The organism is Enterococcus sp. DIV1094, from assembly GCF_017316305.2.
GTDB lineage: Bacteria > Bacillota > Bacilli > Lactobacillales > Enterococcaceae > Enterococcus_B > Enterococcus_B mangumiae.
Genome location: NZ_CP147250.1, coordinates 399,128 through 423,200 on the forward strand (window position 1 = coordinate 399,128; position 24,073 = coordinate 423,200).

19 protein-coding genes, 1 pseudogene and 1 riboswitch are annotated in these 24,073 nt (G+C 36.4%); of the genes and pseudogenes, 4 read left to right on the forward strand and 16 right to left on the reverse strand.

All coding sequences use genetic code 11. The features are described 5' to 3' along the window. Positions 1-7 precede the first annotated feature (7 nt). The 3 genes from DOK79_RS01860 to DOK79_RS01870 are packed head-to-tail and all read right to left on the reverse strand — an operon-like array spanning position 8 to position 3,025. Positions 8-844: a carbohydrate ABC transporter permease gene (locus DOK79_RS01860; RefSeq protein WP_206855933.1), complete on the reverse strand. Its 837-nt coding sequence runs from the start codon at positions 842-844 to the stop codon at positions 8-10. Continuing rightward, positions 831-1,706 (reverse strand): carbohydrate ABC transporter permease, encoded by an 876-nt coding sequence (locus DOK79_RS01865; protein ID WP_242542537.1) that lies wholly within the window; start codon positions 1,704-1,706, stop codon positions 831-833. Before DOK79_RS01865 ends, DOK79_RS01860 begins: the two co-directional genes overlap by 14 nt. Then, positions 1,706-3,025 carry an ABC transporter substrate-binding protein gene (locus tag DOK79_RS01870; protein WP_206855939.1) on the reverse strand — a complete coding sequence of 440 codons (1,320 nt, stop codon included), beginning with the start codon at positions 3,023-3,025 and terminating at the stop codon, positions 1,706-1,708. Before DOK79_RS01870 ends, DOK79_RS01865 begins: the two co-directional genes overlap by 1 nt. 182 nt (positions 3,026-3,207) lie before the next feature. Here DOK79_RS01870 and DOK79_RS01875 point away from each other — a divergent pair, with 182 nt between their 5' ends. Next, positions 3,208-4,200 carry a LacI family DNA-binding transcriptional regulator gene (locus tag DOK79_RS01875; protein ID WP_206855942.1) on the forward strand — a complete coding sequence of 331 codons (993 nt, stop codon included), beginning with the start codon at positions 3,208-3,210 and terminating at the stop codon, positions 4,198-4,200. 284 nt (positions 4,201-4,484) lie between these two features. Here the strand turns inward: DOK79_RS01875 and DOK79_RS01880 are convergent, their stop codons facing one another. Together DOK79_RS01880 and DOK79_RS01885 are read right to left on the reverse strand one after the other, a co-directional pair. After that, positions 4,485-4,673: a hypothetical protein gene (locus DOK79_RS01880; RefSeq protein WP_206855946.1), complete on the reverse strand. Its 189-nt coding sequence runs from the start codon at positions 4,671-4,673 to the stop codon at positions 4,485-4,487. Beyond that, complete coding sequence (locus DOK79_RS01885) at positions 4,645-5,661, reverse strand: hypothetical protein (protein ID WP_206855949.1); 1,017 nt, start codon at positions 5,659-5,661, stop codon at positions 4,645-4,647. Before DOK79_RS01885 ends, DOK79_RS01880 begins: the two co-directional genes overlap by 29 nt. 121 nt (positions 5,662-5,782) lie before the next feature. Between DOK79_RS01885 and DOK79_RS01890 the strand changes: the two genes are divergently transcribed. After that, positions 5,783-6,904, forward strand: a complete 1,122-nt coding sequence (locus DOK79_RS01890) for a restriction endonuclease subunit S (RefSeq protein ID WP_339092755.1) — start codon at positions 5,783-5,785, stop codon at positions 6,902-6,904. A 90-nt stretch (positions 6,905-6,994) separates the two neighbouring features. Then, the gene (locus tag DOK79_RS01895; protein WP_206859637.1) at positions 6,995-7,903 is read left to right on the forward strand and encodes a site-specific integrase; all 909 of its coding nucleotides are present in this window, start codon (positions 6,995-6,997) and stop codon (positions 7,901-7,903) included. 22 nt (positions 7,904-7,925) lie between these two features. Here DOK79_RS01895 and DOK79_RS01900 read toward each other — a convergent pair whose 3' ends face one another. The 10 genes and pseudogenes from DOK79_RS01900 to DOK79_RS01945 all read right to left on the reverse strand — a co-directional run bounded on the left by DOK79_RS01900 (position 7,926) and on the right by DOK79_RS01945 (position 21,469). Continuing rightward, a complete protein-coding gene (locus DOK79_RS01900; protein ID WP_339092757.1) occupies positions 7,926-9,101 on the reverse strand; it encodes a restriction endonuclease subunit S in 1,176 nt (391 codons plus the stop codon). Next, positions 9,101-10,690, reverse strand: a complete 1,590-nt coding sequence (locus DOK79_RS01905; protein WP_206858610.1) for a type I restriction-modification system subunit M — start codon at positions 10,688-10,690, stop codon at positions 9,101-9,103. The genes DOK79_RS01900 and DOK79_RS01905 overlap by 1 nt, the downstream gene beginning before the upstream one ends. Positions 10,691-10,725: 35 nt before the next feature. Beyond that, positions 10,726-13,713 (reverse strand): DEAD/DEAH box helicase family protein, encoded by a 2,988-nt coding sequence (locus tag DOK79_RS01910; RefSeq protein ID WP_206858608.1) that lies wholly within the window; start codon positions 13,711-13,713, stop codon positions 10,726-10,728. Positions 13,714-14,534: 821 nt separating this feature from the next. Further along, positions 14,535-15,526 (reverse strand): annotated as a pseudogene (gene rhuM, locus DOK79_RS01915) (RhuM family protein). Between the two features lie 278 nt (positions 15,527-15,804). Then, positions 15,805-16,575 carry an ABC transporter ATP-binding protein gene (locus DOK79_RS01920; RefSeq protein WP_206858605.1) on the reverse strand — a complete coding sequence of 257 codons (771 nt, stop codon included), beginning with the start codon at positions 16,573-16,575 and terminating at the stop codon, positions 15,805-15,807. A 13-nt stretch (positions 16,576-16,588) separates the two neighbouring features. Next, entirely contained in the window at positions 16,589-17,113 is a 525-nt protein-coding gene (locus tag DOK79_RS01925) for an ATP:cob(I)alamin adenosyltransferase (protein ID WP_206858595.1), read from the reverse strand. Positions 17,114-17,125: 12 nt separating this feature from the next. Continuing rightward, positions 17,126-18,124 (reverse strand): FecCD family ABC transporter permease, encoded by a 999-nt coding sequence (locus DOK79_RS01930; protein ID WP_066026575.1) that lies wholly within the window; start codon positions 18,122-18,124, stop codon positions 17,126-17,128. Next, the gene (locus tag DOK79_RS01935; protein ID WP_206858614.1) at positions 18,117-19,085 is read right to left on the reverse strand and encodes an ABC transporter substrate-binding protein; all 969 of its coding nucleotides are present in this window, start codon (positions 19,083-19,085) and stop codon (positions 18,117-18,119) included. The genes DOK79_RS01930 and DOK79_RS01935 overlap by 8 nt, the downstream gene beginning before the upstream one ends. Before the next feature lie 189 nt (positions 19,086-19,274). Then, positions 19,275-19,435, reverse strand: a riboswitch (cobalamin riboswitch). A 441-nt stretch (positions 19,436-19,876) separates the two neighbouring features. Next, the gene (locus DOK79_RS01940) at positions 19,877-20,785 is read right to left on the reverse strand and encodes a hypothetical protein (RefSeq protein WP_339092762.1); all 909 of its coding nucleotides are present in this window, start codon (positions 20,783-20,785) and stop codon (positions 19,877-19,879) included. A 54-nt stretch (positions 20,786-20,839) separates the two neighbouring features. Continuing rightward, positions 20,840-21,469 carry a DUF443 family protein gene (locus tag DOK79_RS01945; RefSeq protein WP_206858593.1) on the reverse strand — a complete coding sequence of 210 codons (630 nt, stop codon included), beginning with the start codon at positions 21,467-21,469 and terminating at the stop codon, positions 20,840-20,842. 461 nt (positions 21,470-21,930) lie between these two features. Here DOK79_RS01945 and DOK79_RS01950 point away from each other — a divergent pair, with 461 nt between their 5' ends. Continuing rightward, positions 21,931-22,566 (forward strand): VanZ family protein, encoded by a 636-nt coding sequence (locus DOK79_RS01950; protein WP_206858591.1) that lies wholly within the window; start codon positions 21,931-21,933, stop codon positions 22,564-22,566. An 86-nt stretch (positions 22,567-22,652) separates the two neighbouring features. Here DOK79_RS01950 and DOK79_RS01955 read toward each other — a convergent pair whose 3' ends face one another. Continuing rightward, positions 22,653-24,065: a family 1 glycosylhydrolase gene (locus DOK79_RS01955; protein ID WP_206858579.1), complete on the reverse strand. Its 1,413-nt coding sequence runs from the start codon at positions 24,063-24,065 to the stop codon at positions 22,653-22,655. Positions 24,066-24,073 lie beyond the last annotated feature (8 nt).

A 24,073-nucleotide genomic window follows, 5' to 3' on the forward strand; every position in this document is an offset into this window, starting at 1 on the left:
AGCCCTCTTACTTCAATGTAAATTGCATACCATCTTGGAATCGTTTTGAAAAAATCAAAAACAAAACGATCAATGGTAAAGTCAACAATACTGACGCCGCATACATCGGTCCCGGAAACGTGCCATAAGGGCCAAACATTTGCGAAATCAAAACATTCAGTGTCACTGTGCTATCACTTTTCGACACGATTATATCCCACAATAAATTCGTCCAACGGTCGGTAAACAAGAACAAGAAAATCACTGTCGTAATCGATTTAGACATCGGTAAAACGACTTTGAACAAAACTTGCATCTCCGTGGCACCATCCAGCTTTGCCGCTTCGATCAGTGTATTAGGAATCGCCTTGAAAAAGTTTGTATACATAAAAATCGCCCATAAACTGATTGCTGTAGGAATGATCATTCCCGCATAAGAATCCAGCAAGCCCACTCTCGTCACCATTAAAAACTGCGGGATCAATAAAATGATTGCCGGAAAAAACATTTGGAAAAGAATAAAATTGTTCACTAATTTTTTTCCTTTAAACTCGATCTTTGCCAACGCATAACCGACCATCAATGCAAACAACATCATTAAAACAGTCGCTATTGTCGCCACGATCGTCGTATTGATAAACGCCCCAAACCACGGAACATCCGCAGAAGTCGGTGAACCACCGAAGAGCCAAGTCCAAGAACGTAAACTATACTCTGTCGGGAAAATGCGACGATCCACTTGATCCCAAGCTGCAAAAGAATGCATGACTAAGTACACAAAAGGAAACGTCATGATCAACATCACGAGCGTCGTTACAACATAAAGAACCGCATTTTTACCTTTTGTCCGTTTATGACCAACCATTTTTCTCCCCCCACTTTTCTAATAGTTTACGAATCACACCGATCGAAGCAAATGTCACGACAGAAGCCATCAACGCAACCGCTGAAGCATACCCTGAACGTAGATTGACAAACGCTTGATTGTAGATCTCCATTTGCCACGTATTCGTAGCAAAATTCGGCCCCCCGCCAGTCAGTTGATACACTTCCGTAAAGATCCCAAAACTAATTCCCACAGCAAGAACGGTCACCGTGAAAAATGCCGGATAAAGCATCGGGAACGTGATCTTCCAAAAACGCGTCCACGCACTTGCTCCATCGATCGCCGCAGCCTCATAGACTTCTTTATTGATATTTCCCAAACCAGAAATCAAAATCAATCCATAATAGCCAGACATCTTCCAAGCAATCATCAGTGAAACAATAAAAATCGACGTCTGAGGATTCCCTAACCAATCAATATCCCAGCCCATTCTCGTACGTAAAAACGTATTGAAAGGACCATTATATGAAAGCAATCCTTTCACGATCAATGAAGTCACGACCCCACTCGAAAGATAAGGTAAAAAGAAGGCAACCATGTACAAGCCTTTAAACTTAGGCAAACTATTCACTAACAACGCGATCATCATCGATAAAATCAATGCCATCGGAACAAACACAAGTAGAAATTTATAGGTCACCACAAATGCCGCTCGAATCGCCGGACTATGAAACGCATCGATAAAATTTTTGAACCCAACAAATTCAACCGTTGGCGAAATCATATTCCAACTCGTCAGTGCCAGCCAAAACGACCAAAAAAGCGGCAATAAAAAGAAGATCACGGTAAAAATCAGGTATGGGCTGGTAAATAACCAGCCCAACTTTGTATTTTTGTTCATTATTGAAGCGCCCCTTCAACCGCTGATTTGGCGTCTTCTGTTGCAGTCTTCGCATCCTTTTCTCCACGAATTACTGGCACCCAAGCTTGTTCCCCAAACGATTGTTGGATTTCATTGAATTTTTCATTATCCATTGCCGGTACAGCAAACGGTACATTTTCTGCGTATACTTTCATCGCTGGATTTTCTTCAAAGTATGCAGCAAATATTTCATTTTCTTTCGCATCATCTCTCGCCGGAATCAATGACGTCATCTCTAGTAGCTTCATGTCATGATTATCATCAGAATAAACAAATTCTAAGAAAGCCATCGCAGCTGCTTGTTCTTCTTCAGTTGCTTGCGCGTACATTACGATCCCTTTCGCATCTGCATACGTTGACACCTCTTCAACATCTGCTAACGCATCCGGCACAACCGGCGTAGTCACCGTGTAGTTTTCACCAAACGTCAACTCAGGATACTTCTCTTCCCAATTCGGGAACGTCCATGGACCTAAGTCAGTCATGATACTATCCCCATTTTCAAACGGATCCGTCGCTTCACCTTTTCGCAAAACATTCGCATCTGCTAATTCACTCATCAACTCAAACACATCCGTCATTGCAGCCTCATCCGCAGAAAACTTCCCATCCTCTACAAAACTACCACCTTCACTTGCCGCATTGTACAACGGGAAGAAGTCAAACCAACGCATCCAAGCTGTCGGATCAGCCAAGTCTCTTTTCGCCCATAAAGCTTTATCTGTTTCCTGAACCTTCTCTACAACCTCTAACAACTCAGAATACGTTTTTGGAACCTCAGAAAAGCCAAGTTCTTCTAATAAATCGATTCGCCAACCAAATAAAATCGGGTTTGAATACACTGGCAATACATATTGACTATCATCAGAAAACTTCCAGCTTTCAATCGTCTTACCCATGTGTCTCGCTTCCACGATCGAATCAAATTCACTATGTTGATTCAACGGTAAAATCGCTTCACTAGCAGCCAATTGCGCCGCAAAACTACGATTCACATTTTCAGACAATGTTGGCGCCGTATTCGATGCAATCGCACTTTGGATCGTCGCTTCAGAAGATGGACTTTCTTTCATCTGAGTCACTTCAACAGTGATTTCATCATTTTGCGCCTCAAATTCTGTCGCCATTTCTTGCCAATATCTCAGCTGAGTCGGATTAGGTGCCGCCCAAAAAGTAATTTTTGTTTTCCCATCCTCTGAGCCAGAATCCCCACTCGTCGTTTGATTGCCACAGCCTGCAAGTAAAACAGTTCCTGCTAATACAGTCGTAAGTCCCAAAAATATTTTCTTCATCTTCATGAATCTTCCTCCTTGGTTTGTAAACGGTTTCTTATAACTGCGACAATCATACCATCTGTAATTACAATTGTCAACATTACGTAATTAACATTACAAAGTTACATTTGTAATCTTTTTAGGTGATTATTTTAGATGTACTATGTTATAATCAATATAAACATTACGAGAAATTAGGTGAACTTATGAAAAAAGCTTCGATGCAAGACATCGCTGATGCACTAGGAATCTCTAAAAATTCCGTTTCGCAAGCACTCCGAAACAAACCAGGTGTCAGCCAACAAACCAAACAATTAGTAAAAAATAAAGCCAACGAACTAGGCTATCGTTACCAAACCGTCACAGAAGACACCACGATGAGGTTTCTTTTGATGGCAACCGAATTTGCATTTTCTCAAACAAGTTTCTTCGGCGAAATCGTAAAAAGCGCAGAATCTGCCGCACAACAAGCACATATCAAATTAGACACGTATACCTTAACCGATGAAACGCTAAAACAAATGATCCTACCAGAACACATCAATGAATATGACGGTATTTTAGTACTTTCTCATAGTAACAATGACTACATAAAACAAGTGATTGCTACAGGAATCCCCGTCACGCTGATCGATCATCACGATCCCGAATTACTCGCGGATGCCATATTGTCCAAAAATACCGACGGCACGTTTCAGGCTATTTCATTACTCATTGCTAACGGCATGAAACGAATCGGCTTCATCGGAGATACCTCCTTTTCGCCAAGCTATCTCGAACGCCACCGCGGCTACCATCGCGCCTTAGCAGAACACGGCATTTCACAAGAGCCAGAAATCGAGATCACCGAAATCGAAGAATCCCAAGGCGCTTTGTTCAGTCGCTTAAAAAGCATCGAGCAAATGCCCGACGCTTGGTTTTGTGTCAATTCAGGATTAGCCTTCATGCTCAACAGCTATCTCCAATCCGCTGGCTATACCATACCAGAAGACATCAGTATCATTTGTTTTGACGAAACAGAATTCACACGCATGGCGATCCCACGATTGACCAACGTTGCCACCAACTTGGAATTCATGGGCCAACTCGCCATCCGAACCTTGTTACACCGCATCAATCATCCAGACGAACCGATCATCCATCAACAGATCGTACCGGAGTTGAATATTTGGGGGTCGGTGAGGGTTGATGGGGAGTAGAAAAAAGCACTGGAACGCCAACGAGGTGTCCCAGTGCTTTTTCATTCTTTCATCATTAAATAAGATATGTTACATCTTTTTAATCACTATCTTCTAACTATTATCCTTACCCATTTATTATTTATTCAACAAATCGTCATACTTACTTTATCCGCTATGACTTAATTGAGATAAACTGTAAATTAATCATTATTTATAGCTAAACGAATGAATGTGATTCTTTTTCTTTTATAAACACCCCGTAATTAGAAACAAACTATAATTCTTGCCATAGTTATCTTTTTTTAACTTTTTTTCTTAACATTAGCAATAAAACCTAACACGATTACACTCAATCCTAAAGCACTTTTCTCTGCTGTCTTGCGATATTCTCTAAATTTCCGTTCATGCTCTCCACAAAATAAAGATTTATTTACATATATTTCTTTTTTGCATCCAGGTACTTTACAAAGTTTCAGTTGTGAGTTTTTCATTACTCTTTCCTCCAATTTTATATCCTTGAATCTCATGAACCAATACATCTATCTTAGTTGAAATATCCGTCATGATTTCATTTACACATCCTGAATCACCTTGATGCGCATTATCAATTTTCCATGCTAATGTATGCCCCGAATCATCAAGTTTATTTAATAGGGTCTGATCGATGAATGAATGGTAATTTGACAATGTCGCTAATAATGCCTGATCCTCTGCCACAGCACTATACGCAACTAAATTCAGTTGCACAGCCGAGTTTAAATAGCCAATAGATTGTTGAAGCAATCGTTCAATTCTTTTCGCGTCTTTGGATCTTATTTTGATATCAGTAAAATCATGCGCATCTTGATAAATAGCAAACATTAATTTTGCGATTGTATCGTTATTGGTTTTAATCGCAGAAATCAAAAGCTCCTTCTTCAACTCGCTATCGTGCGAAGCAAGCCCTTCAATCACAAGTTGCCTAGCACTATGGAATCCTGAGAATCGATCATTATATTGCCCTTGCTCCACACGCTCAACGAGCCTATTTAAATCCTCAATCTTCTCTGTTATAGCTGCTAATTGCCCTTGAATCGCAGAAAGCTCAGGTAAATTTCCTAGCTTTCTTACCGTCCGTTCATCCAATGTTACCGTACTCTTCGTTCTCCCCGTCAAAGTATCCTTGATGACAGCATATGTTTCTCCGGTTTTTTTACGTACTCCTAATGACCATTCTCCTGAAGCCAATTTTTTCTTTGCTAAATCAGAAAAGTTCGCCACATATTCTGTCTCTCCCTTATCTAAAAGTTGCTTTAGTAGCTTAGCTTCTGATACATGGCTAAATAGTTCATTTTTAATACTCTTAATAATAGATAAACCAACAGCCTCTTGTAGAGGAAGAAGTGAATACGAACTAAAATCATAATTGTATAATTCTTTATTTGTTACATTAATTGATAACTCAGTAGTTGTGGGCAGATTGATTTCAAAATCATTCACTAGTTAATTTCACCGCCTTATGATTATAAATATACTTAGTTATATTGTAGCATGATCTAAGGAATTTTTTTTGAGAAAGTGGGGTGTTTTGTTGGTATAGGATGATTGGGAACAGCGTAAGTTGGGGGAGTTAGCTGAAAGTTTTGAGTATGGGCTAAATGCATCTGCTAAAAAATTTGATGGAAGTAATAAGTATATTCGTATTACTGATATTGATGATATCAATCACAAGTTTAATCAAAATGAAGTAACTTCCCCAGATATTGATTTTGCAAATGCTGATAATTACAAACTTAAAAAAGGTGATATCCTTTTTGCGAGAACTGGAGCAAGTGTTGGAAAAACATACATCTATAGAGAAAGTGATGGATTAGTTTACTATGCAGGATTTCTCATTCGAGCTAGAATAAAATCTAAAATTAGCTCAGAATTCGTATTTCAAACAACTTTTACTGATAGCTATAACCAGTTTATTAAGATTACTTCGCAACGTTCCGGTCAACCAGGAGTTAACGCTGAAGAGTATTCCAATTTTAAAATTATGATTCCAAACTATGAGGAACAAAACACGATTGGATGTTTCTTTAAAATAGTTGACGACACTATCGCTCTTCATCAACGTAAGTTAGAAGCTCTGCAAAGAATGAAACAGGGATTATTACAGCAACTATTTCCAGCGAAAGCACAGAGAGTACCTAATGTTAGATTTGCTGATTTTAACGAAGTATGGGAAGAGCATAAGTTGGGAGAAATAGCTGAAAGACAAGACAATTTAAGAGTTCCTATTACAGCATCAGAGCGTATTTCAGGCCATATACCTTATTACGGGGCGAATGGAATTCAGGACTATGTTGAAGGACACACTCATGATGGTGAATTTATTTTAGTTGCAGAAGATGGTGCTAATGACTTAAAAAAATATCCTGTACAATATGTTAATGGAAAGGCATGGGTAAATAATCATGCTCACGTTTTAAAAGGATATACTGGATTTACAGATAACAAATTTTTAATGAATGCTATGAAAAATATAAACTTTGAACCTTTTTTAGTTGGAGGTGGGCGGGCAAAATTAAATGCTGATGTAATGATGAAGTTAGATATTGTTCACCCTACTTTTGTAGAACAACAAAAAATCGGTACTTTCTTCCAACAACTTGATAGCATTATCACACTTCACCAAAACAAACTAGCTCAACTAAAAAAACTAAAAAAATCATTCCTTCAATCAATGTTTATATAAAAAATTATCTTCACAAATATACTAAACATCCTAATAATTAACGAGTAACATCAAAATTATTAGGAGGTTTTTCTATTGAAAAAAAGAAAAATGCAGTTGTTTTACAAATATTTTGAAGAATGGATTGAATTATATAAAGTTGGCTCAATTCGTTCAATTACCTTAGAAAAATACTATATGAGTTTGCAATGGGTCACTAAATTAGCTCCGGATATGCGAGTTTGTGACTTGGATAGAAGAAGCTATCAAAGTCTATTAAATGCATATGCAGAAGATCATGAAAAGCAAACTACGATGGATTTTCATCATCAAGTCAAAGGGGCTATTTTAGATGCAGTGGATGAAGGTATATTATCCCAAAATCCTACTCGGAAAATTATCATAAAAGGCAAAGCACCTAAAGAGAAGAAGCCAAAGTTTTTAAACCAACATGAGATTCAGTTATTGTTGAGAGAATTAGATTTAAGACAAGAATTAAATTGGGATTGGTTTATCTTATTGGTGACAAAAACGGGTTTACGATTTTCTGAAGCATTGGCTCTTACACCTGAGGATTTTGATTTTTTTAATCAGAAGATACTTATTACTAAAACTTGGAATTATCGCAAGTCTACAGGAGAATTCCAACCAACTAAAAATAGTTCTTCCATTCGAAAAATACAGATGGATTGGCAATTAGCTATGCAATTTTCACAATTAGTAAAAGACTTAGACCCAGAGAAACCAATTTTTGTTAAGAAACGTGTATTTAATTCAACGATAAATAACCGACTAAAGATATTATGTACAAATGCAAACATTCCTGTGATTACTATTCATTCTCTAAGACATACACATGCCTCTCTATTATTATTTGCAGGTGTTTCGATCGCAAGTGTAGCTAAAAGATTAGGACATTCTAGCATGACCACAACCCAAGAAACCTATTTGCATATTATTCAAGAATTAGAAAACCAAGACAATGATAAGATTATGCGACATTTATCTTCTCTTATATGATAAAAAGGCGCTGGGCGCCTTTTTATATAAACATTTTTTGTAGGAATGCTTTTTTTAGGTTTTTTAGTTGAGAGAGTTTCTTTTGATGAAGAGCGAGAGCGTCGTCAAGCTGTTTGAAGAAGAAACCAATTTTTGCTTGCTCGTCGTAACTTGGGAATTCTTTGTGGACTTTTTCGATGACATTTTTAGATAAACTGGGCACACCAGTTGACTCATCCATACGTTTCCAATTAATACGCTGAACCATTGAATATAGGTAATTAAGATTATATCCTTTCTTTGCAGTGATATAAAATAGTGTGTCTACTGTCCAATATGGTGCCTTAAGGTATTGTGGCTTATTAATGGTTCCTTTTCGTCCAATTCCAATACCATCGATATCAGATAGTTTATCGTTAACACTTAACATGTATCCGCCAGTTCCATAAACAGGAATATCTCCTTCTTCAAGATGTTTGTAGTCACGACCAGAGTTAACTTTAAGTACTTCAGAAAACTTACGCTGTTGCCATTCCTCGGTAAAACCAGCAAAACGCACTTTCGGAACAGTTGTGTCATTCGCAAATAAAACCTGTAAAAACCCTTGCTTTAATCGCTTCAATTGCTCTAACTTACGTTGATGAAGAGCGATAGTGTCGTCTAGTTGCTGAAAGAATGAACCGATTTTTTGTTGTTCTTTTATTTTCGGGAATTTTATTATCCAATTTTTTACTTCTGCCATTGGTACAAGGTTTGTAATTGCTGAACCTGGATTAGCTCCAGTTAATTTTTTTTGCATAAAGTCAGCTCGAATAAATTGAATAAAATATTCAGAATCTGTAATTGACTTGTTTATTCTAAATCTAATTAAGGCTTGATTAAATACACCTTTATTTATCCCATTTGGTACCCTAGATATTCGGCCAATAGTTCCAGCACCACTCATTATAAAATCTTCTGGCTTTAACTCAAATTTATTTAACTCTTCAAATTTTTTTTTACTGATATTGTATCTGGTTTCATAGCTATCATATATTGCATTCTGTTGTTCATAAACAACGTATTCACTTTTAGAAACAAAAAACTCTTTTTTTAAGGCACTACCAAAGGGCCCTCTACGAATCCCATCATTTTTATCTAGTAGAGACTCAAACTTACGCTGTTCCCAAGCATCACTAAACCCTTCAAACCGAAGCATTGGAACATTTTTCTTACTCATTATTCAAACACTCCTTTTGCTGCTTCAATCAAATCTTTCGTATCAGGAGTAACTGCTAATTCATTCAACATCGATAAAAATTCTGATTCTACTTGGTTTATTTCAGCGTTTAATTTAATGATCTCTTTACTAACTTCAACAATATCGATTGGCTCTTCTTCTTCAAAAGTATCGACATAACGTGGGATATTCAGGTTGTACTCATTCTCTTTGATTTCATCTAGCGTAGCTAAGTGCGAATACTTTTCAATTTCTTTGCGATGAACTACTGTGTCAACAATTTTATCCACATCTTCTGAACGTAATCGTTTTTGATTTTTCAACTTCTCAAATTCTTTACTTGCATCTATAAACAATACATCTGACTCCGTACGATTTTTTCTCAAGATTAAAACACAAACGGGAATAGAGGTATTTAAAAATAGCTTATCAGGAAATCCGATAACCGCTTCAATTTGATGTTTATCAATTAGCGCTTTACGAATTCTACCTTCGGCTGCACCTCTAAATAAAACACCATGCGGTAAAATGATTGCCATTCGTCCATTATCTTCTAAATGATATAAACAGTGTAGTAAGAAGGCATAATCTGCCTTTGTTTTTGGCGCAACTCCGTACTCACGCCAACGAGGATCATCTTCACGGTCTTTACTGTTCCAGTGAGCTGAATACGGTGGATTAGCCATCACTGCATCAAACATTCGAGGATTATCCTTTCCCTCAACCACACCATCTGGCCAGTCACTTTCTAGTGTGTCTGCATGATTTATACTGATATCATTATATTCGACCCCATGCATCATCAAGTTCATTCTAGCTAAACGGTAAGGTGTTGCATCTTTTTCTTGACCATAGTATTTGATCATGCCACGTTTATGTGAATTTTTCATATAACTAGCAGTCGTCAAAAGTAAAGAAGCTGACCCGACTGTTGGATCATATATAGAGAAACGTTCTTCATTTTCTCTACCATACGTTAAAATCCGAGCCATGATTTCAGATATTTCTTTTGGTGTATAATATTGCCCCATATCAGATGCTAAGACTGTAGCAAATTGTTTTACCAAATATTCATATATATCGGACATCGCATCATCGCCACCTGATAAATCAAATTCAGGAGAAGATAACAATTCAATCATTGAAATCATTACACTTGCTCTAGCTTGCGCATTGGCACCTAAGTCTGCACTGTCAAAACGCATTCCGTCAAAAATACCTTCAAAGTCACCTTTTGCAGCAAAAGCAATTTGCTGATTAAAATGCCCAAATGTCTCTGTCATTAGTCCGATACTAAACTGATCTTCATCAATCGCTTTTTTCCAATCAGAAAAGAAATTACCTGGTTGTATCGCGTAACCAAGATTTTTTTTCATGTAGTCCAAACTTTTAACTGGATCTTGTGCATAAATACTTTCCCATGTTTCTCCACGTAAAACATCCTTTAGCCAATTTTTAGCTTTCTCAGAAAGATATTTATAAAATAGAAGTCCAAAAATATAATCCTTATATGCTGTTAAACCAATTTGTCCTCGTGTTTGATTGAGCATCGCCCACATCTTATTTTGTTGTTCTGTAGATAAAGCCATGATTCTTTTGACCTCTTTCTATTCCATTATTTTATTTAAAATCTTTCAAAAAAATTCAGTAAAGAATCTTCAAACTCCGACGCCTCGAAGAACCCGATATTCTCAACCTGTTCAATTCGATGAACAATATCTGCAAGCTCGGGATTTTCAATTAGTGTGTGTCCAGGCATATACGCCTCATATGCTTCTAAAATAAGATTACTATTAATATCGTTATTTGCAGCCCATCGACGAATCTCCAGTTCTCGACGCTCATTACGCTTTTTCATTCTTGTACTTTGGAGCGTTTCGGTTGTAAAATGTTTTGTAATTTCACCTGATTCAATGTCATCAACAATTTCATTGATTTCTTGACGACTTTCTTCATCCATCGGTGTAATATGTTTTTCAATTGCTTCTTTATTCGTCGTGCTTTTATCATCCATAAATGTATTAAGTAGTTCAACTAACATGTCATAATCAATAATTTGGTGGCTATACAGTTCAATACCAACTTTTATTTCAGTTAAATCTGGGCGCTCTTTTTCGGGCAACCGTTCTCTCGCATCATTTAGACGAGCTTGCAACGCACCAAACTCTTCAATACTAGATATATTTAGACGAACCATGTTACCAGTTGGATTGTTATTTGCATCTAATTCTTCGATTTCACTGCCTAATTCATACCCTTGTTGTATCAATCTTTGAACCTTATTTTGAGTAGACAGCCCTAGATTTACAAACTCTTTTAAGTCATTGAATCCACGGGGAATTTGGCTAAAATCATTACCAGAAAGTTCTTTCAATCTTGCAATAAATTCTTCTAGTTCAAGAATTTGATGACTCTGTGGTTTAGCTAATATATCGTCATTTCGTAAATCTTTTCCTTCTTCATCAGCGGATTCTTTTTCTGCCTCTTCTAAAGTATCATTACCACCTTTTGTATAGATGCGTAAAGCATTCTCAACAAATCCTTGCATTTCATCCCCTTGTCGATAGAAGCGCACTTTTCCATGCGGCTTACTATTACGATCAAGCGTTCGATTTGTTCGAGACATGGCTTGAATGAGCATTCCTTCTTTAAGCATTTTATCCATGTAGATCATGTTGATATACTTAGAATCAAACCCAGTTAATAGTTGGTCTGAAACGATTACTAAATCTAACCGATCTAGATAATTCCCTTGATTGTATGGCTTTTTTCGAGCAAGTCTTTTGGTGATATCCAACATATATGCACGGGCGGGATCTTTTGCATCCAGAATACTAGGAACATTGTACTTTTCAGTATATTCTTTGATTGCTTTTTTTAGAGCTTCATTCTGTTCCTTTGTACCGTGTTCATTGGACTCATCCCGTGAGAAAGTCATTGCAACATTAAGATATGGTGCTTTAGCTTTAAAAATATTGTAATAATGTATGACTGCTTGTTTTCCTGAGACAGCAAGCATTGCTTGAAACGCATTTTCTTCACGTCTTCCAGCGATTAAAGCACCACTTGAAGTCTTCTTCCAATTCTCAAGAATATCTTGGACTACTTCTTGCCTATAGACATCACTTTGATAAATTTCTTTTTCATAGTCTCTTTCAGAGAACTCCTCAACTGGGTTTTCAATCACCCAATGCGGCTTGAAGTAAGTTACATCGAATCCTAAAACATTGCCATCTCCAATAGCATCTTTTATAGAATATGTGTGCAATCTTTTGCCAAAAATGTCATGCGTCGATATTTCCCTGCTTGTTTTTATATCATTTATCTCATCGCTATAAAAATTTGGTGTGCCAGTAAAACCAAACCAGGTTGTTTTTTTAAATGCTTTTTTTATCAACTTAACCGAATCACCACTTGCACTTCGATGGGCTTCGTCCATGATAATCACGTTCCAATCATCATTTTCCAATCCTTTTTTTACTGCTTTTGTTAATCCTTGAACAGAAATCAATAAAATTTGTGAAGCACCTTTATGTTGCAATTCACGTTTAAGTTCATGCCCATTAACTTTTTTGATGCGCTTTTTAAAATGGATATATGCAAAATCTTTAAAGTTTTCCAGTGTTTGATCTATAAGATCGACTCGGTCGACGATAAATAATACATTTCGAATTCTTGGTGATGAGGCTAATAATTGAGCCACCTTAAAGGATGTCACCGTCTTACCTGAACCAGTGGTATGCCAAATATATCCACCTTCTTTTTGAATGAGTCCGCTTGCTTCCATATCTTTCATACGTTGCAATATTTGACGTGTTGCTTGAATTTGGTAACTTCTCATTACCATTAAATTATCACTTGAGGCATCAGGTATCATATTAACAGTAATCAATCGGTGTAATGCAGGAATCCCCATCACTTGATGCACAAATTCAAATGCATCAGTGATATCTCTATTATTTTCATCTCGCCACCCAAATACAAATGTTTTATTATAATTTTCAAAAGCATTCGGTCTTGCAAAATAATGAGCTGAATGTTGACTCAAAATAAATTGTACTTGAACAAAAGCAAATAATCCTTGATATAATCCATCTCCATGATAGCCTTTTAACTGTTCAAAAGCTCGCCATTGATTTTGTAGATGTTCGTCCTTTTCTTCAATATGACAAACTGGTATACCATTTATTAACAACGCAATGTCAATGATACGCTTAGTTGATAAACCTTTCGGCAATTCTGTGAAACTTACTTGACTCACAACTTCATAACGAGAACGCCCCCCTGCTACATCGTCCTCATAGAAAATCTCAACTTCCAAACTTGAACCATCGTCACGTGTGATAGGAATCGATCCTACACCACCTGCGCCAATTAACAACAGTTGAGCATCATAAGGTGTCTTGATTCGTTGTAATTCTTGCAGAATCAGACCAAATTCGATATCAGATAAAGGTACACCATTTAATTTGTGTGCATTTATTTGATTTAAAACTTCACGCCAATGATGTTCAATTGTTTTTATACTGGTATTAGACAAATCCTTTCGATAAGTCCAACCTTCAGCTTCTAGCTTTTTAATCAAAGCCGCCTCAAACTTTGCCTCTGCCATTTCATCGTTCCTTTCTATTCTTATTATTCAATTTTCTAGTGATTTTCAACTTATTTTAACTTACGCTGTAATGGTGCGAGAGTTAGAATACACAATTTTATTATACCATGCTTATACAAAACATAGGTTTTAAAATAATGAAAATAAAAAACCAGAAAAACCTATATACAGGTAGATCTGGTTTATGCCATGCTGTTTATCTTTGAAAAATCGACCATTTAAAGAACACTTAATACTTATAGTTAACTTTTATTATCTTGTTAACGTTCGCTTCGTGAAATCGTTGTAATAAATCTATCTTTTTATTTGAATCGTTACTTTATTATCTTGTTTAACAAGTTTTTATTTCTCTAAAACATAAAAAGAAAGAATATGAAAGAACCATTCTGAGATTCCTCTTAATCAACATCCTTTGAAAAGAAGTTACACTAGTCAATCTAAGCTTGTTTCTGCTTAAATCGACCATCACAATTTATACGCACTAATAAATTTTTTAAAAAAAATGATGTTAAAACTAAGTACAAAAGACAATACTTAGTTCTAACATCATTAATCCTAAAAATAGTTTCGCTTTTACCCGTTACTATCTACCCTTCCGGAAGGGGTATTTCATCTAAAATAAGGGTATCACTCCAAATGTTGACTGGTCAAGTATTTAATTAAATGTATTTCATGTATATAGATCTGGTTTACGCCATACTATTTATCTTTACAAATTCAATCATTAAAAAACACCAACCACATTGATTACTATAATATAACTATTACTTCTAGTTGACAGTTATTAAAGTATTTATTTCTTCAAATTTCCATATTTTCAACTATTCCATTTCTCCCCTAATTTTCATCATTTCTTTGTCAAAATCAGAAACGATTTTTTGATGCTTATTGAACTCCTTATACTCATTAATTGCTTTGTTCTTGGCTATATTACTACTAATTTTTCCATTTCCTTCAAGGATCTGATAACGATTGAAAGTTAAAAATTCATCAATACTTTTGGCAAAATCTTCCATGCTAAGTAATATCTCATCTTCTAAGAGGCGTTCTACGTAATCAAAGTAAGAGGAAACATTTCGCTCCAAACTACGAATTTGTTTTTCAGTCAAATAGTTTTTAGCTATTGCGACATCCGATTGTAGTATCCGCCCATCTGGTGAATGTTTCCAAGTGGTAAGCCCATATTTTCTTTCGTTTTATCCGCTCTATCATAAACGATTTCTGCGGCTGTTCTTCCTGTAATCGCATAGTGGAATTTGTTTTGTACAGTTGCATAAAATTGCTTTGTTACCTCTGCATTTTTATCATAATCATAAGAAATTTCTGCAAAAACATCAGTGATTTGTTGCCAGATACGGCGCTCACTTGCACGAATTGAACGAACCGTTTCGAGTAGCACTCGGAAGTAGTCTTTACTAAACGTATGTTCACCTTGTTTCATTCGTTCGACATCAATTTTAAATCCTTTTCGAATATAGTCTTTTAAGACATCCGTTGCCCAAATACGAAATTTCGTTGCTTTTTGCGAGTTGACTCGGTAGCCAATAGAAATAATGACATCAAGATTATAAAATGTGGTCGCCCTTTTTACTGACCTTCCACCCTCATTTTGAACTATTTCCATTTTGGAAATAGTTCGATCTTCTATCAATTCACCAGAATCAAATATATTTTTCAGATGTTTACTAATTGTTGGAATGCCAACATCAAAAAGCTTCGAAATTGTCTTTTGTGTTGCCCAAATGGTTTCCTCTTGCACCACTACTTCCACTTTCTCACTGTCTTCATACATCAAAAATTGGATTTCATTCAATTTGACTTATTCTCCCTTCTTGATTCCACCTGTATTTTATAAAAATAGTTGCTAAAATTGTCACGATACTTAATTCAGATCATATGTAACTCGATCGAACATTGTTCTTACTTGGCAACTCCCCAAAAATATTATCTTCAACTGATTTATTTGTATTATAGCAAATAATCGTGTCACTTATATATACGCCAAATAATGCGATAAAACGATTATGTATAAAAAAACTAAGACTTCGCTCAAAGTCTTAGTTTTTTACATATCAACTTTTGTACTTACCCTTACCCCAACTTCTCCCAAATCTCGCTCTGCTCCTTAAAATGTTTCACTAGATCCACATCAAAGATATCTTTGAGTAGTTTCCTTGAAGCTGTTTCCAGAAATGGGCCTTGTTTGATCACTTGGCCTGCTTTCATGAATAGGACTTGATCGCTTAATGACAGAGCTAAGCGGATGTCGTGGAAGACTCCAATGATTGTTTTGTCTTGGTTCTTGCCCCAGTCTTTTAAATAGCCGATGAGTTCGAGCTGGTGTTTGATATCTAGATGATTATTGGGTTCGTCCAATAATAGAATATCTGGGTCTTGGGCTAATACTTTGGCAAGGAAGACGCGTTGCTTTTGGCCACCGGAAAGTTGGTTGACTGGGTGGTCTTTCAATTCTAACAGATTGGTTAGTTCCAGACATTCCATGACTTTTTCTCGGTCTTCTGCTGTCGTGACTGACCATAGTCCTTGTTTGATGTGCGTATAACGCCCCATCATGACGGTTTCATAGACGGTGTAATCAAAGGCAGTAGTTGAAAACTGGCTGAGTAAAGCGACTTTTCGTGCGGCTTCTTTACGCTTCATCGTTCGGACTTCTTTTCCATCGATCGTGATCGATCCTTCGTAGGAAAGGATGCCTGCAATTGATTTCAATACGGTCGTCTTGCCACAGCCGTTAGGTCCTAGGATACATAGGTTCTCACCTTTGTTCAGCTCGAAGGAGACTTCTTTGATGATTTTTACTGAGCCATAGCCAGCTGTGACTTGCGATAGCTTCAAGGTCATCACTTTTCCTCCTTTAGCGGTAATTTCTGCTGACAAAAGGAATTTCCGTTACGTCGTCTTCTCGGTTGAATTTCATCGCAATCATGAAGAAATAACCAGACAACAAATTGAAAAAGTCTAATAAACCTGAATCGACTTTTTTCCCTTGATAAAGATGGCGGTACAACAAACGAACGATCACTTTACAATCGACACGTAAGATATGAGCTAATGCGCCTCGTTCGCTTCCTTGAGGTAAGAAGAATGGTCCGCTTTGATTTGTTCTTTCTGCATTCAATTCATCGACACGACTCTTTAACCAGTCGATTTCTTCTTGTGTGATCGTCATTTTTGTACGCACGCATGCATTGGCATGGTAAACTAATTCACCGATTTTCTCTAACTCTTCGTAAAAAGGGGTATTTGCACATTTTGCGCGCAACAAGCCGATTTCTGACGATAAGCGATCGGTGTGTAATTCATAATCGCAGCGTAAATCATCTGCATCGTCTGCTAAAAATGGATAAGCCTCATATGGGCTTCGATAAATATCTTTCATAGTTGTAAACACTCACTTTCGTTTGAAATAAACATAGGCAAAAAATGGCGCACCGATCAATGCGGTGACAGCGCCGATCGGGATTTCTTGGGGAGATAATAGCGTTCGAGAAATCGTATCCCCGACGACCATCATACTACCACCTAACAGTGCTGCTCCTGGAATGACCCAGCGATGGCTGGCACCGAAATAGCGGCGGATGACGTGAGGTGCAATCAAGTCAACGAATCCAATCACGCCGACAAATGAAACCGCACTTCCTGCAAGCAATGCTGCAAGCACCATGACCCATAACTTGATCGTTCGGACATCTACACCAGAAATCATTGCTTCTTCTTCACCTAAAGATAACACATCTAAGCTACTAGCAGAAAACCAAAGAGCGAGAGTCCCGATCAGTAAAATGGGTAAAAAGATTTGGATTTTTGCCCAAGTACTTCCTGAAAAGCTCCCCATTTGCCAGAAGACTAATTGCTGTAAATGATCTTTGAATAATGCCGTGACGATCGTCAACATCGCGCCCACAAATAAGGTCATGACCATTCCCACTAAAATCACTGTTTGATTCGATAATTGCTGATCCAATCTTTGGCTCATCATCAAAACAATAAAAACAGTTGCTAAACCAAAAATAAAGCCTGTCAGAGGTAATGTAAAATTCGGGAACAACGGTAAAGTGATCCCTGAGACAATGATCAACGCAGCGCCAAGTGATGCCCCTGATGACACACCTAGCGTATAGGCAGAAGCTAATGGATTGCCTAAAAGGGATTGCATGACTGTTCCACTCACAGCCAACGCAGCACCTACAAGAAACGCCAAAACCACTCTCGGTAGGCGAACCTGCCAAAGAATGGTGACGATCGTTGCATCTAGCTGTTTGTCTCCTCTTGAAAATAATGCTTGGATCAAGGTATCAAAAGGAATGGATACACTCCCGATTTTGATCCCAAAGAATACTACGATGATACTCAAGACAACTGCTATCAGCAACCGACTTTGTTTATTCATTTTCCAACGATTTATATTCATCAGGGTAGATTGCTAAAGCCATTTCTTTTAGGGCTTTTGTCATATGATGGTTAGGTAAAGAACTCGCAGCGTTATCGATGTAGTATACCGCTTCATTTTTCACCGCTGGCACGTCTTTCCAACTTTCACGATCCAAGATTTCTTGCACTGCATCATCCAAGTAATTCACGTTTGTCAAAATCACGTCTGGCTTGCTAGCAATCGCAGCTTCTTCTGTTACTGGAATCCAGCTTTCTTGATCTGCAAATACATTTTCTGCACCGACAAGTTCGATCATTTCATTCAAGTAAACGCCTTTACCAAAGCTATAAATTTCAGGTAATGCACTGATTTCAAATAATACTTTTTTCTTATCTGTAATCGTTTCGCCAATTTCTTTGATCTCATCGATCTCTTTGTTCATTGTATCGACTAATTCTTGTCCTTTTTCATGCTCTTTTAAAGTGTCAGCGATAAATTGGACATCTAAAGCAATATCTTCAATGGTATTACTAGTTGGGATATTCACGACAGTAATTCCTGCATCTTTTACTTGTGACCAAACGTTTTCAGAGCCATGCAGACTAATATCTGAAACATAGATCACTTGTGGGTTCAATGAAATCAATGTTTCTGCATCCACAGCCATCATATCGATTTGTGGCAACTCATCGATATCTTTCGTCATTGCTGGGCTTTGTGTGTCAACAGCTACTAATTGATCTTTACTTCCTAGATCATCGATCACTTGTGTAACTGAAGGTACTAGAGAAACCATCTTATCCACTTCTTCTGGAATCTCAATTTCTTCGCCACCACGATCTTTTGTTGGTAGAGCAACTTCTGAAGCTGTTGTTGTTTCTGCTGTTCCGCTTGTTTGATCATTATTATTTGAACAAGCACTTAAACCAAAGACTACGCTCAATCCCAACACAGCAACTAATTTCGATAATTTTTTCATCATCTATTCCCACTTTCCTTGACTCATTTTTACTTTTCCCAGTGATCACTTTGTTTACGATAGCCCTTACATTTCCATACCCTTATCAAGCAAACTCTTTTAAAAGTAATAAAAAACTGCCTTTCCTTTTACAGGAGAAGACAGTTTGATCCATCGCACAACAAAACGCTTGATCTTTCTCCTACAAAAGAACATCATTGCCGTTAGACCGGTCTCCTGACTTGGCTTCTTTTTACTCCCAACCCTTCCAGAATGCTCTGTGGTCATGTTGGTTTCATCCCCCTTACAGTAGGTAGGTCTGTAGAGGACTTTCACCTCTTTCCCTGACATCTAATCGGCTATTTATTTTTAAATTTACTTTTATTCAATCATTTATCTTTTGGAAATTTTTAGCTATACCAACAAAAGTATCTCCGCCAATACTTTAACATATGGATTTCATAAAAGATATACGAAAATCAAGCGAAAAGACCTACAAAACATCTTACTTTCAACAAAAATATATTATTTTCTGTTTTTTAAAATGCCATTCATTTATATTATAAAAAACTGATGACACTGTAACATTCGTTGATTTATCTAACGTTTTTTATTTTAATAAAACAAAGCTCTTGATAGGCATTCCTATCATGTAAGTGTAAGGTAAAAGGACAAGAATTTGTTAAAAACCATGCAAAAATTTCATATGTTATTCATTAGAATAAGAAAAGATTTATCAGATTAAGGCTATTTATTTTAATATTCAAGCCAAAATTTACATTTAGATAGACGTTGATACCAAAGATTTTTGGCTAGTTCTTCTCTTTTATTTCTTTGGCTGTTCCTTTGATATGCTTGTTGAAATATTTCTCTCCATACCATTCTATTTGTGTTTTCCCTTCCAAATCGCGGTATTGTTCTGCGTATTTTCGCTTATAGTACCCTTGTAATAGATAAGGGAAGTATAGATAAGATTCTGCAAAAATGATGACAATATCCATCGCTATCCACATACCTAACATACTGATGAATCCAACAAAATCTGTTCTTACTTCACCGCTGTTTGGGAAGACGAACTTCCATAATATACCTACGGTCACAATTCCCCAACCATATTTCATTGCTAATTTCATTACTTGATCTATCAACATATCTCCCTTATCTTTTTTTCTTTCAACTTCATATAACACATACTCAATCGTACGTTTTTTAGTCCTAAACACGAGGTAGCCTACTACTCCGATCAATCCTAGCAGGAATAGCATACCTAAAATGGTTAGTGGTTTAAGAAATACTGTGATGAATAAAAGATTTATCTCTATCACTAACCAGATAATATATAAGTTTAAGTTGAATTGACCTCGTATCCTTGTAAAGTAATACTCTCCTCTATCCCTAAAAATGAAAACTAAAGTTACCCACACAAAAAATAATAAATAAAACAACCACATTGGTAAAAAATTGATATCTGGTGTAGGAAGTGGACTAGGTCCTAGTTCTCCTGCACTAATTTTCGTGGATATAACGGCGATCAAATAATTGATTCCTATTAAAAAGGCAAGTAATAGTACTCCTACAACTCTAGCAACGACCTTTTTACCACCTGTTGGATCCGGCAATCGATTAACATCTTTATTCATAAAAGTAACAAATGTGTCATCACTTAGATTTAAACTTTCTTCGAATGTTGCATTGAATAGTTGCTTCATGATTTTCTTCACTAAAGCTATCCTCTAATAGTTTTCTACTGGAGATAGCACCTTTCTTATTGTTTTTCAGTTGAAAGAAACTTTATATTTTTGTTCTGTCAGTGCAGCACGACCAATTAGTAGTAACAAGAAAATAAAATTGATTATTAAAAAAGGCATATATAACAAATTAAACCTTTTTATATACAGTAATGAGAAAGCGATTGAGGTACCGTCCAGTAATAAGTTTATTAAAATCATTTTCAACAAACGGTCCACTCTTATTAAAGGCACTACTCTGATTTTTACCTTTTCATATGTTTCTAAAAAAATTTTCTTATGTAAAAGTTGCTTTTCTCTGTATGATAAATAGAATTTAATGAATAATGCACCCAGTAAAATGATAAGGAAAGTGATCATGCTATATTTCGAATCTTCTGGAATAAACATTCGTAAGAAAAGGACGAAAAGAAATAAGATCAACGTATATAAAAACGAGGAATTGTTGCTATTTTTTTCATTTACTTTTTGAACAATCAAATCATCGTAGTCTCTCTGTGTTATCTTGACACCCTCATACTTTCCCAACCAACCGAGTGGGGCAAACAGCAACGTCTTTAATTGGCTGTCTGCATCTATCAAGTAAAACTCATTCTCTTCAGTAATCAAAACTTTGTAACGATCGTTATGAATAATATTTTTTATTTCTGATATCATAGTTAAGCTGATACTCCTTCTTTTAATTATGGCAAGAGGTAAATTCTCCCTACCTTTATTTCCCGATTAGCTAGCCTAATACTCAATGTCCTTTTTCGACTTCACTCATTATTACTATACGCAAATTCCATTTATTTTACCGAAAATCGTTTGGATAAGAATCATCTACGTCGTATACGAACACTTTCAGTCTTATACGCACACAAAAACAGCCCTAATATACTGGAATTCAATAAGTATCTAGGGCTATATTTTGCTATTTAATCATTTTTTATCAATCGTTTCTACGTATCATAATTATCATTTAGTACCAACTGGCTTCATCTTGTATCATTTACCAGTTTATCAGTACACTCATATGACTCCTAAAATAAGTCTACAGGCTGATGGCTAGCATCTCCTTCTATGAGATGATTATACAGACTAAATAATCATTCACTTAAGGAAAGAAGGCGAAAAAGATGATACAACAAATCGGATTCTGGGAATCTATCATAGATATCTTGACTTTAAAACCTGTATTCTTGGTAGGCCTATTAATTTTGGCAAGTTTTTTATTTTGGTTCACCAAAAAAAACAAAGGTTCTTTTAAATTGGTAAGTATTCTATCAGCACTTTTATTATTTTATTATATGTGTGTGACATTCTTCAATGTGTTCGGTGTTCCTACGCTTTATGGATTAAACAGGATCAGTGGCTTCGGGGAAAATATTTTCAATCCGAATATCAATCTTGTTCCTTTCATCGATGGAATAAATACAGGATATATCCTCAATATTATTTGTTTTATACCAATCGGATTTTTATGTCCGTTAATTAGTCCCACGTATAGAAAATTCAGCTATTCTCTTTTATTTGGCTTTTGCACTTCTTTATTGATTGAACTGAGTCAACTGTTTACGGTAGCTAGAGCAACAGATATCGATGATTTAACTTCAAATGTACTAGGGATGATTTTAGGTTATTGTCTAATTCAAGTAATTTTAAAAATGTTCAACCATTCGTCAAATAAAATCCTTGATAAAACGACTGATATTTCATGGTCAATACCTGTATTCGTCGTTTTTATCGCTTTTATTAATACATTTTTTAGTTAATGCTTAATACCTTAGAAGCAACATCTCTATAAAAAGATAAGATCCCCAAAAATTATTCTTCCAATTTTTGGGGCTTTTTCTATTTATCATTCTGTTCCGTTTGTTTCAATCACTCTTTTATACCAGTCAAACGATTTCTTTTTGTATCTGTTGCCGGTGCCTTTTCCTTCATCATCCAAGTCAACATAGATAAATCCATACCGTTTCGACATTTCGCCGGTAGAAGCGCTAACTAGGTCGATTGGTCCCCAAGAGAGATAACCGAGACATTCGACATAATCTTCGGTGATTGCTTTTTTCATTTCAGAAATATGGAGGTTGAGATAATCGATCCGATAGTCATCATTAACAATATTTCCTGGCTCTAATACGTCTTCAGCACCTAGCCCGTTTTCAGTGATCATTAGCGGCAATTGGTATCTTCTGTACAACCAGTTCATCGTATAACGTAAGCCAACGGAGTCAATGGCCCAGCCCCAGTCTGACAGTTCGAGATACTGATTTTGGATGCCACCAAAGAATGCTTCGTTCTCTTTTTGTTCATTCGGAGTGACACTGGACATATAATAATTCAACCCAATATAATCGATCGTTCCTTGTTGAAAATCTTTCGCATCCGTTTCTTGTTGTTCGATCACGATACCTTGTGCTGAAAACTCTTTTAATTTGTATTGTGGAAATTTGCCACGACACATTACATCCATTTGATACAATTCTTTTTCATTTTCCAACAAGTTGTTTAACATCGTTTCTGGTTTACACGTTTCTGGATATTGCGGATTGATACCAAAGACACACCCAATTTTGAACTCGGGATTGATTTGATGTCCCAGCTTAACGACTTTTGCACTAGCAAGTGCCGTATTGTAAGCAATTTGTGCGATTGCTTGTTTTGGATTTTCAAGTTCTTCAAACTTAAGACCAGAAATGTAGTACGTAAAAAATTCCGCAGCTTTTGAGTTCGGGTCCAAATGATTGATTTCATTGAATGTTGCCCAATATGTCACTTTACCGTTCAGACGTTCAAACAGTGTTTTAGCATACTTTTCAAATAAAGCAACTAGTTTGCGACTCGTCCAACCTTGGTATTTTTCGATCAAGTTAGCTGGTAATTCAAAATGAAAGAATGTGATGATCGGTTCAATACCATGTGCAAGTAAAGTGTCTACTACATTTTCATAAAAGTTCAAGCCTTGTTCATTTGGTTCAGGATCATCACCGTTCGGAAAAATCCGTGTCCAATCGATTGAGATTCTTAGTGCTGTAAATCCCATTTCCGCAAATAGTTGAATATCTTCTTTGTAACGGTGATAAAAATCAATCCCCGTATGAGAAGGATAAATGAATCCTTCTTTCAGTTCTTTGTGGATTTCTCGTGGTGTGTCACGAGTGCCTTTCGTCACGAGATCCATATTGGAAATTCCTTTTCCACCTTGATCCCATCCACCTTCGCTTTGATGGGCTGCGATACTACCGCCCCATAAAAAATCTGTTTTCATCCTTTTAC